Source organism: Mycobacterium neumannii (assembly GCF_048452905.1).
GTDB lineage: Bacteria > Actinomycetota > Actinomycetes > Mycobacteriales > Mycobacteriaceae > Mycobacterium > Mycobacterium neumannii_B.
On sequence record NZ_JBCGVF010000004.1, the window covers coordinates 92,672 to 107,099 of the forward strand.

At 63.6% G+C, this 14,428-nt stretch carries 10 protein-coding genes; 4 read left to right on the top strand and 6 right to left on the bottom strand.

What is annotated here, in order from left to right:
* Window positions 1–7 precede the first annotated feature (7 nt).
* Together AAHH99_RS16620 and AAHH99_RS16625 are read right to left on the bottom strand one after the other, a co-directional pair.
* Window positions 8–778, bottom strand: coding sequence for a cephalosporin hydroxylase family protein (locus AAHH99_RS16620; protein WP_418769712.1), 771 nt, complete (start codon window positions 776–778; stop codon window positions 8–10).
* 184 nt (window positions 779–962) lie between these two features.
* Window positions 963–1,799, bottom strand: coding sequence for an NAD-dependent epimerase/dehydratase family protein (locus AAHH99_RS16625; protein WP_418769713.1), 837 nt, complete (start codon window positions 1,797–1,799; stop codon window positions 963–965).
* 162 nt (window positions 1,800–1,961) lie between these two features.
* On the opposite strand from AAHH99_RS16625, the gene AAHH99_RS16630 reads away from it, so the two are divergent.
* From AAHH99_RS16630 to AAHH99_RS16640, 3 genes are all read left to right on the top strand, one after another.
* Entirely contained in the window at window positions 1,962–4,016 is a 2,055-nt protein-coding gene (locus AAHH99_RS16630; RefSeq protein WP_418769714.1) for an ATP-binding cassette domain-containing protein, read from the top strand.
* Entirely contained in the window at window positions 4,013–4,888 is an 876-nt protein-coding gene (locus tag AAHH99_RS16635) for a CbiQ family ECF transporter T component (protein ID WP_418769715.1), read from the top strand. Before AAHH99_RS16630 ends, AAHH99_RS16635 begins: the two co-directional genes overlap by 4 nt.
* A gap of 74 nt (window positions 4,889–4,962) precedes the next feature.
* A complete protein-coding gene (locus AAHH99_RS16640) occupies window positions 4,963–5,733 on the top strand; it encodes a GAP family protein (protein ID WP_418769716.1) in 771 nt (256 codons plus the stop codon).
* 30 nt (window positions 5,734–5,763) lie between these two features.
* On the opposite strand, the gene AAHH99_RS16645 is transcribed toward AAHH99_RS16640, so the two are convergent.
* Window positions 5,764–6,639 (bottom strand): sulfotransferase family protein, encoded by an 876-nt coding sequence (locus AAHH99_RS16645; protein WP_418769717.1) that lies wholly within the window; start codon window positions 6,637–6,639, stop codon window positions 5,764–5,766.
* A gap of 466 nt (window positions 6,640–7,105) precedes the next feature.
* On the opposite strand from AAHH99_RS16645, the gene AAHH99_RS16650 reads away from it, so the two are divergent.
* A complete protein-coding gene (locus tag AAHH99_RS16650; protein ID WP_418769718.1) occupies window positions 7,106–8,464 on the top strand; it encodes a hypothetical protein in 1,359 nt (452 codons plus the stop codon).
* Window positions 8,465–8,582: 118 nt separating this feature from the next.
* Here the strand turns inward: AAHH99_RS16650 and AAHH99_RS16655 are convergent, their stop codons facing one another.
* The 3 genes from AAHH99_RS16655 to AAHH99_RS16665 form a co-directional block, all read right to left on the bottom strand.
* Window positions 8,583–10,427 carry an ABC transporter ATP-binding protein gene (locus AAHH99_RS16655; RefSeq protein WP_418769719.1) on the bottom strand — a complete coding sequence of 615 codons (1,845 nt, stop codon included), beginning with the start codon at window positions 10,425–10,427 and terminating at the stop codon, window positions 8,583–8,585.
* Window positions 10,424–12,358, bottom strand: a complete 1,935-nt coding sequence (locus tag AAHH99_RS16660) for an ABC transporter ATP-binding protein (RefSeq protein WP_418769720.1) — start codon at window positions 12,356–12,358, stop codon at window positions 10,424–10,426. The genes AAHH99_RS16655 and AAHH99_RS16660 overlap by 4 nt, the downstream gene beginning before the upstream one ends.
* A gap of 118 nt (window positions 12,359–12,476) precedes the next feature.
* Entirely contained in the window at window positions 12,477–14,207 is a 1,731-nt protein-coding gene (locus AAHH99_RS16665) for an AMP-binding protein (RefSeq protein WP_418769740.1), read from the bottom strand.
* Window positions 14,208–14,428: the final 221 nt, after the last annotated feature.

The window sequence follows — 14,428 nt, forward strand, 5'->3', positions numbered from 1 at the left end:
CGATTGCTCAGGCAATTCTCCTCAGATACCCATTCGGCGCCACCGTGATGGCCAGCTTGTCCTGAATGCCCTTATCGATCTCAAACTCTGTGTGGGTCTTGAGGAACTCGTCTACGGCGGTCTTCGGGTTGTCGCCCGGGCCCCATGGGCGGTTGGGAAACGTGTCAGCGGACAGGTCATCGACCCAGGTGTCGAAGACCACACAGTAGCTGCCTACCGAGGTCAGCGGGGCATAGGCCTCCAACTCGGCCAGCACGTGCTCGTGGGTGTGGTTGCTGTCCAGACACACCAGAACTTTGTCGTAGCCGGCGGCAATCTCGTGCGCCTGCGCCACCACCTCGGGCGCGATGCTCGAGCCCTCAATCATCTGGATCCGCGAGACCATCGGGTGCGCGTCAATCGCCGCACGGTTGTGCGCCCGAATGTCGATATCGATGCCCAGCACCTTGCGGTCAGACTCAGTCGGATCGAGTGTGGCACCGGAATCCACTGCATCAGACATGTCCAGCAGCGCCAGCATGGATGCGCTGAAGACGATCGATCCGCCATGGGCGATGCCCGTCTCGATGATCAAATCCGGACGGACGCGCCAGATCAACTCCTGCATGGCGAAAACATCCTGTGGATATTGGATGATCGGCCGCGACATCCAGAAGAAGTTGTAGGAGTACTTGCAAAGTGCCGAGGTCTGCATGAAGTCAGCCGCCTGCGCCCGGAGGCGCCCATTTCGCGACATGGCATCGATTCGCTCTACCACCTCGTCTTCGAAATCGGTCATGCCCCACTCCGATAGACATCGGACCGGTCTCTCGTCACGTCGCATTCTCCTCCGGACCATCGCGGCCTTGCTGGCCGAGAAGTGATCGAACCAAGTTAGTACAGACCCGCACGAGGCCCGCCCGCTGGGCGTAGAGAGGTGAGCGGGTTCTGAAATGTCGGTAAGTGACCGCTGTTTCACACACTCATCGCACGTCCTTCCGCACACCGATGGCTCGCGGCGGGTCGAAAGGGTTTTCGGGCCGTACCCCGAAGCGCAATAGTTCGCGCCGACCGTACTCGTCGGCAATGCGCTCGGCGAGCTGTCGAATGGTCACCGCTTCACCAGAGCAGATGTTCACCGCACCCTGCTGCTGCCCCAGCGCTATATCGGTGATCATCGCGGCGGCGTCTTTCACATCGAGGTAATCCCGTTCCTGGTCGCCGCGAGTGAGGAGCACTTCCTGCCCCGCCCGCAGTTGTCTGCGAATGTATGAGACCACACCACGCTCATCTTCATCCGAACCGTCTCCATACACGTTGAAGATCCGACACCAAGCGAAGCTCACCCCATAAGTGCTGAGAAGACACCGGAGCACATGGAAAGCTGATGCCTTGCATGCGCCGTACAACGTATTGGGCGCCAATGGGGTGTCTGTCGTCATCAAGTCTGCGGACGCGTCGTACTCCGCGAAGGTTCCGATACCGATGAATCGTTTGCCCCCGACTGCCGCGAATGCGTTCGCGATGTCGAGCGTTCCCTTGAGGCAGGTGATGTTCAGCGGCGACGTGTAATGATCTGGTTTTCCATGCCAAGCGGCGTGTACCAGTGTTTCCGACCCTTCGAGCAAGTTTTTTAACCGGCCGGTTGGTTCCGCGAACAAATCGGGTGTGTGGACGACCTCTAGTTCCCCATGTGTCGAAAGACCATGGACGCGGGACGGATCGCGGACAAGCACTCTCACCGCGCAGCCACGCTCGATGAGGTCGCGCAGGATGCGCCTTCCGACGAATCCCGTCGCACCCGTCAAGGTGACAGTCATAGCAGCCTCAGCTTCCCGTCTTCCGGGTCGGATTCTGCTCGACGGTCGCCCATGTTGCCTCCGCTTTGCCGTGCGAGGCCAGGTCTACGCATACCAAATGTGACGCAAGCGCAGAAGGGGTTTCGGGAATACTCAGGCCGCTGCCCTGGCACAATCGCCAAAGTGACCGCCCGTGATCGTGTTCGGAGCCATGTGGGTGGACCGCTTCGACCCCACGAGTTGGCGCATGCCGCGGTAATAGGGGGACTCTCCGCGGTCATCGTGATCATAGCCGTGGTGATCCCGTTCGCTAAGTCCCTGGGCGTACTGGGAATCGTGCTGCCAGGGCTACTGGCCTACCGCTTCCGCCTTCGGGCGGTGGTCACCGCAACGGTTGCCGGTGGGGTGATCACCTTTCTGATCACCGGGCTGGGCGGCTTGTTCGCGATTCTGAACTGCGCCAGTGTCGGCGGACTGGCGGGTTTCGTCAAACGCAACGGGCGGGGCACAGTGACGCTGCTTGTCCTGTCGTTGTTCCTCGGGGTGATCAACGCATCATTCTGGGTCGGCGTCTTCGCAGTGTCGACTCAGCTGCGGCACTTGATGTTCGTGGTGATCACCGCGACGGTGGACGGCATCGCTGCGTTTTTGGCTTGGGTGCACCTGCCGGCGCTCGGTGCAGCGTTGCAGCGGTATCTCGCCGAAGGGCTGCACAACTGGCCGCTACTGCTGTTCGGCTACCTCGTCCTCGGGTCTGCAATCGCGTGTTTCGTCGCTTGGTCCGTGCTCTCCAGGTTGTTGGAGCGGCTGCGCGACATCGTCCCCCCCGTGTACGACCTGGACGCTGCAGACTTCAGCGGGTTCGGCGCATCTGAGCGAGCTCCGATCGCGCCGGTGCCGGTGCGGTTGGACAAGGTGCGGTTCCGTTATCCGGGTGCCGCACGCGACGCACTCGGCGAGGTCAGCCTGGACGTGCGGGCCGGAGAACACGTCGCCATCACCGGTGCGAACGGTTCCGGCAAGACCACGTTGATGCGGGTGCTCGTCGGTCGAGAACCGACTTCGGGTTCGGTGGACCGGCCCGGCGCGGTCGGTCTCGGCCAGATGGGCGGCACTGCGATTGTCTTGCAGCACGCGAAAAGCCAAGTCCTGGGCACAAGGGTTATCGACGATGTGGTCTGGGGCCTACCGCCGGGTACCGATGTCGATGTCTGCGGGTTGCTCAGGGAGGTCGGCCTTGAGGGTTTCGCCGAACAGGAGACCGGCAGCCTGTCCGGTGGGGAACTGCAGCGTCTTGCGTTGGCAGCGGCCCTGGCTCGGGATCCGGCGCTACTGATTGCCGACGAAGTCACGGCAATGGTTGACGAACCCGGGCGCGAGACCCTCCTGCGGGTGTTGTCCGGTCTCACTGAGCGGCACCGGGCCGCCCTGGTGCACATCACGCATGACGACGATGCGGCCGCATCGGCCGACAGGACGATCAATCTCAGCGCTTCAATCGATGACCCCCCCGAGGTCGACACCGTGCCGACGGCATTGCCAACCAGTGCGTTCATCAACTGCTCGGACATGCCCGTACTAGAACTCGTGGGTGTCGGCCACGAATACGCCGGTGGCACACCATGGGCCAAAACCGTCCTGCGCGATATCAACTTTGTTGTGGAGGAAGGGGACGCCGTCTTGATTCACGGTGCGAACGGTTCGGGTAAGTCGACGCTGGCGTGGATCATGGCTGGCTTGACGATCCCCACCACCGGAGTCTGCCTGATCGACGACGAGCCCGCCGATGAGCATGTCGGCGCGGTGGCGTTGTCGTTCCAGGCGCCTCGGTTGCAGTTGATGCGCAATTTCGTCGGCTTGGAAGTGGCTTCCGCAGCAGGATTTTCGCCCGACGACGATGAGCGTGTGGCGGCGGCGCTGGAGTCGGTCGGACTGAGGCCCGCGTTCGCAGATCTGCGCATCGACCAGCTCAGCGGAGGTCAGATGCGCCGTGTGGTGCTTGCCGGGCTGCTGGCGCGCGCGCCGCGCGCATTGATTCTCGACGAGCCGCTGGCAGGCCTAGACAGGAACGGCCAACGCGCGCTGCTGCAGCTGCTGGACAGGCTGCGCCGTCAACAGGGTCTGACGGTGGTGGCCGTTTCGCATGACTCCGTCGGGTTAGAGGACATTTGTCCGCGGACCCTGCATCTCCACAATGGTGTGCTGCAAACAGCTTCTGCGGCGCGGAGCGGGCGATGACCCCAACCTCTTCCGACCACGGCCCGACCAGGCGCTCTTCTCGTGCTACCAAGCGCGCTCCGCGTCGGGGTCTGCTCCTGGTTCCGGTACCCGGAAGCTCACCGATCCACCGATTGTGGGCTGGCACGAAACTGCTTGTTGTTCTCTGGTTTTCGATTCTGTTGTGGTTCTATCCCGGTTGGGTGATGATCGGGATGGTGTGGGTCCTGGTGCTGGCCGCAGCCCGGGTCGCCCACGTTCCGCGTGGCGCACTGCCGTCGCGGCCGCGTCGGCTGTGGATTCTGATCGCGCTCGCGGTTATCTTCGCGTCGCTGGCTGGTGGCAGTCCGGTGATCTCGGTGGGTGGAGTCGATATCGAACTTGGTGGTGCGTTGTACGCCCTGCGGGCAGCCCTGCTGGCGTTCGGCTTGATTGGTTTGGCCGCAATGGTGTCCTGGACCACCCAAGTCGCCGAGATCGTTCCTGCAATCACGACTTTGGCCCGTCCCTTCACCTTGCTGCGAATCCCCGTCCGCGAATGGGCGGTCGCGTTGGCGCTCGGACTGCGGGCCTTCCCAATGCTGATCGAGGAGTTCCAGATCCTTTATGCGGCTCACCGGCTGCGGTCCAGACAGATGCAGCTGGATCGTAAGCTCCGTCGTCGACAGCAGGCACGCGACGTCATCGACCTGATCGCTGCGGCTCTCGCCATGACCCTGCGCCGCGCGGACGAGATGGGCGACGCAATCACCGCTCGCGGCGGAACCGGCCAGTTCTCCGCTGTTCCGGCGCGGCCGAAACTGGCGGACTGGGTGACCCTCGCGATAGCTGCAGCGGCCGGCGGTGGCGCGATTGCGGTCGAGACCGTCTTCCACATCAGCCAATGGGCGTAGCTCGCCACCTGTCCGGGTGCGCCGGCGTGCCGTTCGACTGAGATGCGACGCACGACAAGGTAGCGTTCCCCGCCGTGTGGAGTTCGCTGCTGGGACTGGCCTTTCTGGTGGCGATCAATCCAGTCCTTCTTGCGGTCATCCTGCTGATGATCTCGCGGCCTCAGCCCGTGCAGAACCTGCTGGCTTACTGGGCGGGGGGTGTCATCGTCTATCTCTCCTGTCTGTTGATTCCGCTGATGGTGCTGCACCGAATTCCGGCATTTGCTTCTTTTTCGCGAGAGATGACCGTGCCTGCCACGTCGGCGAGTGCAACCGCCCGACACATTCAGCTCGGCATGGGGATTCTCATGCTCTTCATCGCAGCGGCGATAACTGTGCGCTCCTTGGCGCGTCAGCGGGCGAAGGTTCCGGGGCCGAGCGGAAACACACCAACCGCCACGTCACCGTTGGGACCGCTGGGCGCTGCGGCGGATGGGGATGGATCGGTCATCCGGCGGCTACTCGGCCGCCTCCAAACGGCTTGGGACGACGGATCCTTGTGGGTCGCGTTCGTGTTCGGCATTCTCGGGTTGCCACCACCATTCCTGGTGCTGTTCGTAGGCGCCACCATCGTGGCCTCGGGAACAGGGATCGGTACCCAGATCTTCGCGGTCATCGTGTTCGTCATCGCTGTGTTCTCGGTTGTCGAGGTCGCTCTCCTCAGCTATCTGGTCGCGCCCGCGAAAACCCAAGCGATACTGCAACCGCTGCACGACTGGATGCTGGCTTACCGTCGACATGTGTTGGTGGGCATCTTCACGTTGGTCGGGCTGTTCACCGCGGCCAAGGGCATCGGTGTTTTCTGATGACCGATCTGACGACTACCGCTGGGCAGCTCAGGCCCAAGGACCGCGGCGCCGGTGTGCTATGGCGAGGGCCTCGTAGACGAGGCTGACAGCGGATGGTCGGACTAGCCAGTTGTACTTGTGGAGGCGGTGGAAGTCCTTGAACGCCGTGCGAAATTCGTATTCGCTGTCCCGATACTCCTCGAAGACATGATCAAGCACGGCCTGATCCCAGGATTCGTCCCGCGCTGCCTCGCACAATGTGTCGTAGACCGTGGAAATCCAGCGTGCGCCGAAGGGCGATTTCATCCACCCGCTCTGCCGCTGTCGGTGGAGATCCGGTTTGAGAAACTCGTCGATTACGTCTTCGTTCTCGGTGGTGAGGTCGATCGGCAGGGCCGTGGAAATTCGCTTTACTTCCCTGCGCCAATCGTCGAGCAGATTAGGGTACTCGACAAATACCCTCGGCACATTGCGTGTATTTCGCTCTGCCAACAGATTGGCTTTGAGCCACAAGGCAGTGGCGAGTTCCGGTGAGGACCCGTTGAAGGCCGCCAGTGACGCAGCTACCTCCTGTGGATGCCGCACTGTAATTGCGGCCGCGACGTCGAACCCGGTCATACGCGCCGCCTCGAACCACATATCCGACAGCGCTGTTACATGGAGATCCTTGATGACGACGAGCGGCGCGGCCGGCAATTCGGTGAGGAACGCCCTGATCTTGGAGATGATGGCGGTCTTCTCTTCAGCACCGAACGCGCCGTTCTCCTGTAGGCGCAATGTCGGGTCGAACCACTCGCTTCCATGGCGGCGCAGGATGGCGAAGTTGAGACGGTGAGACGCGCGCGGCTCCCAATAGCCAAGGGGATTCGCCGAATTCGCGCCTACTAGTCCGGACGGGAGCGTGGCGCCACATAATGAGAGCATGCGTGTGAGCGCTGAGGTTCCTGAGCGGGGCACGCCCAGAACGAACAAAGCAACCGGGCGAGTCGCAGCATCCCCGGACTCTCGCGCCGAAGTCACGGGCAAAGCTTGATGCTCGGTGCCACTTGCGTCGCATCCTGCTTGACGGAATACCGACCATTGATCACGGCGTCAGGATAACGTTGCGTCGGCAATTACGGGCCGTGTCAGACAAACAAGATCACGGGCTGAGGTGGTGATTACGACGCTTGAAAACCTCGCCGGAGCAGGAACGCTTGCCGCCTGCCGGCGAGCTTCGTCGTGTGTTCTCCAGAGCCGTTGGTCCGGTAGCCGCCCGAGGTAGGAGTGTGAGGCCAACTTCGAGAACGACTTTGGGGTCGGCATGACCGGCGCTGGAGGGCCCCATTGCGATCATCCGCCGAAAGGCGATTCACGGCGATAACGTCGGGTAACCGTCTATCCTGCCGCCATGGATGAGCGGCTGGACAATCGACTGGCGTGGGTGGACGAAGCTTTGTTCGCGGGGCATCGCGCCGCGGGTCTCAATCTGGCCATGCAATGCATGTGGCTTCATGAGCACGGTATCGACTTCGACGGACTGAATCGATTCCACCACAACCTCCGTCACGGGTTGATGGGGCGGCGCATCGAACGTTCGCCGCTGCCGTTTGCCCGGCATCGGTGGGTAACAGATCGGGGACCGTCGACGATCGATGTCGCCGAATCCCCCCGCCCGCGCGCCGAACTCAGCGACTGGGCTGATGAACGCTCGCAGCTGCCTGTTGATGCGGAGAATGGGCCTGGTTGGCATCTCGGCGTCCTTCCCCTCACCGACGGCTCGACCGCGGTCAGTCTGGTGCTTTCCCACTACGTGATCGACGGCATCGGGGGATACCAGGTCGTAGCTGATGCGGCTATGGGGAATCTTCTCGATCTTGGCTATCCACCGCCGCAGTCGCGTACCCGACGCCACGCGATGTATCAGGACGCCGTCCAGACGGCACGGGAGGCGCCTGACGTCGGCCGTGCCCTCGTCGCGGCGGCGAAACTGGCCCGTCGCACGCGGCGGGATCCTGCCCGACCAACGGCGCCACCGCAGCCCGTCGCCGACCGCGCCGTCGACGGCGAGGATGCTGTCGTTGTGCCGGCTGTCTCCATCCAAATCAACCTGGATGAATGGGAGGCCAGGGCAAACGCTCTGGGTGCAACCGGCAAAACACTGACCGCAGCCTTGGCCGCGAAACTCGCCGAGCGGGTGGGTCGTCGACGTACCGGCGACGGCTTCGTCACCCTGCACCTCCCCATGAACGAACGCACCGAGGGTGATACCCGCGCCAACGCAATGTCGATTGCCAGCGTCAGCGTCGACCCGGAGCCTGTGACGACAGATCTGGCTGGCTTCCGCGCCGCCGTCAAGCAGGCACTGAACGCACTGCGGGAAGCGCCCGACGAAGCACTGCAGTTGCGGTCGCTGGTCCCCTTCATGCCGAAGCGCGCATTGAGCCGGATGGTGGACGCCGGACTCGCCGACCCTGACGCCCCCGCGCTTTGTTCGAACCTCGACGAGTTCGACCCCGTTGTGTTCCGCCCCGACGGCACCGATGGCGAGATCATCCTTATTCGAGTCACACCGCAAGGCGTAACGCGACAGTGGCTCGAGGCAAGAGGCGGTCAGATGACCATGCAGTCATGGCGCGTCGCGGGCGGCTCCAAAATCTACTTCACTGTGAACTCCTATCAAGCGGGCGTGGTTGAAACGAGGTCCGCTTTGCACGAGCTGATTGCGAAGACGCTGGCCGAGTTCGAGCTGACCGGCCATATCTACTGACCCGTTGAGAATGTGCGCGCACTAAGCCCTCAGCGCATGGCTCCACGAAACTGAAGCTGCGCGTGACGATTTGGCGGGATCACGCATCTCTTTAGTTTTGACGGCTCCCGGCCAAGGGTCAGGCAAGCGATTCCACCCAGGCGCGGTGCAGCGCGGCGTAGCGACCGTCATCGCGGGCGATCAGGTCGCTGGGCGAGCCGTCCTCGACGATGCGGCCGTGCTCGAGGACCAGCACTCGGTCGGCGATCTGCACCGTCGACAGGCGGTGTGCGATCACCAGCGCGGTTCGGTCGGCGAGGACCGTCTCGAGCGCGCGCTGGACCATGCGCTCGCTGGGAATGTCCAACGACGACGTTGCCTCGTCGAGGATCAGCACCGCGGGATCGGCGAGGAACGCCCGCGCGAACGCGACGAGCTGCCGCTGCCCGGCAGAGAGTCTGCCGCCCCGCTTGGCGACGTCGGTGTCGTATCCGTCGGGCAGTGCCGCGATGAATCGGTCGGCGCCGACCGCTTCGGCTGCGGCGGCAACCTCGGCATCGTCGGCGTCGGGTCGGCCGAACCGAATGTTGTCGGCGACGGTGCCGTCGAACATGAAGTTCTCCTGCGTGACCATCACGACGTGCCGACGCAGCTCGGACTGCGAAAGGTCGCGCAGGTCAACGCCGTCCAGCGACACCGAACCGGATATCGGGTCGTAGAACCGCGCTATCAGCTTGGCGATCGTGGTCTTGCCCGCGCCGGTGGTACCGACCAGCGCGACGGTCTGACCGGCCGGCACCTCAAGCGTCAACCCGGGCAGCACCGGGCGGTCGGCGACATACTGGAATCGCACGTCGCGAAAGGTGATCTCGCCGAGCACGTCGGTGAACGTCACGGGGCGCTCGGGGTCCTTGATGGCCGGCCGCTGGGCGAGCACTCCCGCCAGCTTCTCGAGGGCCGAGGCCGCCGATTGAAACGTGTTGAAGAACTGCGAGATCTCCTGCATCGGTTCGAAGAACATCCGCAGGTAGAGCAGGAACGCCGTCAGCGTGCCGATCGTCATCTCACCGTTGAGGACTCGATAGCCGCCGTAGAGCAGCACCACACCGGTGGTGAGGTTGCCGACGAGTTTGACACCGGGCATGAAGATCGCGAGCAGTTGGAAGGTTCGCTCGTTGTCGACCTTGTAGCGGTCGGCGATGTCTTCGAAGATCTGCTGGTTGCGCGGTTCCCGGCGGAAGGCCTGCACGGCCTTGATGCCCGTCATCGTCTCGACGAACTGCACGATCACCAACGCGGCGCTTTCGCGTACCCGCCGATACGTTCTCGCCGACTCGTTGCGGAACCACCACACCAGCCCGATCAACACCGGGAAGGCGCCTAGGCACATCAACCCGAGCCGCCAGTCGAGCACGACGAGCAGGACCGCGGTCCCGAACAGCGTGAGCACCGCGGTGACCAGGCTGTCGAAGCCGGTCTCGAGCATGTCCTGGATGGCTTCGACGTCGTTGGTGGACCGACTCACCACCCGCCCCGAGGTGTACCGGTCGTGGAAGGCGATGTCCAGGCGCTGGAAGTGCCGAAACACCCTGCGGCGCAACTCCAGAAGCACTTTCTGTCCGATGCGCCCAGAGCGGCGGAGGAAGAACATCCTGCTGGTGGCCTGCACCGCCACGACGATGGCGAGGGTGCCGACGATCATCAGCAGCGTGTGGGCCGGCCCGCCCTCGACGATCGGCGGGATGCCCCGGTCGATGCCGCGCTGCACGAGGATCGGAACCGACAGACGCGCCGCGTTTTCCACGACGACGACGAGGGCGAGCAGTGCAACTGTGAGCCGGTACGGCCGCAGCAGCGATCCGAGCAGCGAACGCGCCTCCCGGCTACGGTCGACGCTTTCGTCGATCGGCAGGTTTTCCTGGTGTTCTTCGAACCTGCCGCGCCATTCGACGGTCGCGGTGTCCGGGGTGTCGGTGGCGGTCATCGGCGTTCGGCCTCCGAGGCGGCAAACCGTCGCTGCGCGGGGTCGCGGTGCAGCGCCTCCTGCTCCTCGACGGCGTGGTCGAGGCGGCTGCGGTCCCGATCGTCCTCCCACGCGCACGCGCGCTCGGTGCCGTCGGCCAGCTCGTCATCGGCGGCCAACAGGTACCGGTACTGCGGCACCTCGGCGAGCAGCTCGGCGTGGGTGCCGACATGGGTGATGGTGCCGCCCTCTAGCAGGGCCACCTTGTCGGCGAGCAGGACCGTCGACGCGCGATGCGCCACAACGATTCCGGTGACGGAGTGCAGCACCCGGCGAAGCGCCTCCTCGACGACTGCTTCGGTGTGAACGTCGAGCGCGGACAGCGTGTCGTCGAGAACGAGGATCTTGGGCGCCGCCAGGATCGCGCGCGCCAGCGACAGCCGCTGCCGTTGCCCACCGGACAGGCTCATGCCCTGTTCGCCGATGCGGGTCTCGAGGCCGAACGGCAGGTCGTAGACGAAGTGCGCGGCCGCGACGTCGATAGCCTCGGCCAGGACGTCATCGGAGGCGTCCGGTCGTCCGAGCCTCAGGTTCTCGGCGACCGACATGGAGAACAGCGTTGGGTCCTCGAAGGCCGTGGCCACCGCTTCACGCAGCGCGGGCAGGGTGAATTCGCGAATGTCGCGCCCGTCGATGCGGATGGAACCCTCGGACACGTCGTACAGGCGAGAAACGAGGGCGGCCAGCACCGACTTCCCCGACCCCGTCGACCCGACGAGCGCGAGCGTCTCCCCCGGTTCGACGGTAACCGTGACATGGCGCAGCGCGAACTCGTCCGAGTCGGGGAATCGGAATCCGACGTCGATGAGTTCCAGGCGTCCGCCGCTCGGCGGTTGGTCCACGGGACCGTCGACGATATCGATTGGCGTATCGAAGATCTCGGTGATCCTATTGGCGGCGGTGAATGCCTCCTGCGTCATCGACAACAGGAAACCCAGCGAGGCGATGGGCCAGACCAGCGACAGCATCATCGTGATGAACGCGACCAGGGTGCCCAGGGTCACGTGACCTTCGCCGGCGGCGTAGGCACCGAAACCGAGCACCACGATCAAGGTCAGGTTCGGGATGACTTCGAGCAGCGTCCAGAACTTCGCCGAGACCGACACGCGACCGATCTGAGTTTCGTAGAGATTGGTGAGTTCTTCGTCGAACCGGTGGTAGACGTAATCCTCACGCCCGAAGGATTTCACCACCCGCAGCCCTAGCGCGGACTCCTCGACGTGGGTGGCGACGTGGCCCGCCTGATCCTGCGCCAGCCGTGACAGCCGGGTGTACTCCTGTTGGAAATGCAGAACGGTCAGGGTGATCGGCACGATCGACACCAACACGACCACACCCAGCGGCCAGTACATCGCCAGCAGGATGGCCGTGACGACGGTGATCTGCAGTCCGTTGAGCAAGAGGAAGAGCAAACCGAAGGACATGAAGCGACGAATAGTGCTGAGGTCGTTCATGATTCGCGACAGCAGCTGGCCGGACTGCCAGCGCCCGTGGAAACTCATCGGCAGCACCTGCAGCCGGGCGTAGAGGTCCTTGCGGATGTCGGCCTCGACGCCCATAGTGGCGCGCGCCGCCAGCCAGCGGCGGATGAACCACAGCACCGCCTCGGTGATGCCGACGCCCATCGCGGCGGTGCCGAGCAGCCAGAGTCCCTGCTGATCCTGATGACGCACCGGACCGTCGATGACGGCCTTGGTCATCAGCGGGATCGACACGGTTGCGGCGAGGCTGGCGATGGCGACGGTGACCATCGCGATCCACCGCGTCCGGTACGGCATCAGGTACGGCAGCATCCGCCACAGGTCCGAGCTCGCGCTTCGGCGTTGCGGTGGCGGTGCGATAGCCGGCGCGCGGCGCAGGGCATCGAAGGCGGGGGCTACGTAGTCAACCACTTAACCCATCTCCGCACGCTGGGCAAACGCAATAATTGCTCACAGATTTCACCGTAGAACCTCAACAACGAATGAGGTCAACGGCTTCCCGCGCCCGCATCCTCCTCCCGCTATCGCCTTAGGCGTCTAGCCGGGCGAAGTGACGCTGGCGGTATTGTTCGACGCACGCCGCCCGCCTGACCTTTCCGCTGGTCGTGATAGGTATGGAACCTGGCGGCACGGCCACAAGGTCAGCGACGCTGAGACCATGTGAGTTCGATATCGCCGAGGTGACTTCGCGCTTGACGACGGCAAGCTTCTCTGCTGCCTCTTGGTCACCGTCGCGCTTCTTCGCCTCGAAGATGACAACTAGCTTCTCTGTCTCCCGATCCGGAACCGCTATCGCCACACATCGACCGTGCGTGATCTCTTGGACCGTGGCCTCGATGTCGTCAGGCGAGTGATTGCGCCCATAGACGATCAACAGATCCTTGATGCGGCCGATGACGAACAGTTCGTCATCGAAAAAGAAGCCTTGATCCCCGGTCCTCAGCCACGGCCCTTCGGGTGTACCGGCGGACGGGTTCGCGATCTGTCCATGGAACGTGGCTTCGGTCTCGTCGGGCTTGCCCCAATACCCCATCGCGACGTTGTCGCCGTGCACCCAGATCTCACCGACGGTTCCCGCCGGCAACTCGGTTCGGGTATCGGGGTCGACGATGCGGACCGAAGGCGACTGCGGCTTGCCGTAACTCACCATGGATGTACCGCCGCTCTCTGTGCGCTCAGCCTTGCCGGCGGTCAGCTTCTCGGAGTCGAAGCGCACGATGGACGGGGCTTCGCTTCCAGCACGGGTCGCGACGTACACCGTTGCTTCCGCAAGCCCATATGACGGCCGTATGACCCGCTCGCGCAGGTTGAAGGGGGCGAATTTACGCGTGAAGCGCTGCAGCGTCGCCGGGTTCACCCGCTCGGCACCGGTGATGATGACAAGCAGATCCGAAAGGTCGAATCCTGCCATGTCTTGGTCAGACGTCTTGCGCACCGCCAATTCAAACGCGAAATTCGGCGCCGCCGTAAAGGCCTTGCTGTAGCTTGCCAGCAATTGCAGCCAGCGCGCGGGCCGCTGCAGGAACGCGACCGGACTGGTGAGGACCGCGGGATTCCCGGTGATGATGGGCGCGAAGACTCCCAGATACAGACCCATGTCGTGGTAGAAGGGCAGCCACGACACAACGTGGCCGTCCGCCGGGGGCACCTTCCCGTAGTCCGCGAAGTAGGCCGCCATCCATTGGCGGAAATTAGCCACGATGTTCTGGTGCGACATCACAACGCCCGCAGGCGAGCGGGTGGATCCAGACGTGTACTGCAAATACGCCGTCGCAGGAGTCTCGTCGTCGAAGCCGAATCCGGCGGGAGCTTCGCTACCCAACAGGTCCGCCTCGACGACCCGAGGGGCTGACGCGCCGGATTCCGACTCGACGCATGCGGCCACGGTGTCGACCACTGCCGACGTCGTGAGCACGACCGATGGTGCGGCGTCACGCAGCACTGAGCTGACGCGCTCATCGCTGACTCCACCGAACGGAACCGAGAGCGGAACGGCGATGAGTCCTGCTTGCAATGCGCCGAGAAACGCGACGATGTAATCGATCCCCTGGGGCGCCAAGATCAGCGCTCGATCGCCGACCGAACTCCCTCGGCGAAGCTCGTCTGCGACCGTCACGGTCCGGCGATACAGCGCCGACCACGTCAGCGTTTCAGCGACTCCGGCCCAATCCCGGTCGTAGTCGATGTAGGTGAACACCGTGTCATCCGGCTGCAAGCTGGCGCGTTCCTGCAGCAAAGCCAGAACGGAGGTATCTGCCACGCTCGCCAGGCTACCGTGGCCAAAGCTGCCACACCGCGAAACACAGCAAACTTCATCGAGACAACCGGCACGCGGGGGCCGGCTTGCTCGCCCGGAGGGGCGATTCGCACAAAATCGCAGCAAACCATCTCGGTCATGCGACGGAGGGAAACGATAACTCGTATTCCGGGGACAACTCGGCACAGGCGAAATTACGGTTGGTCGTGACAAGTGTCGTCAGC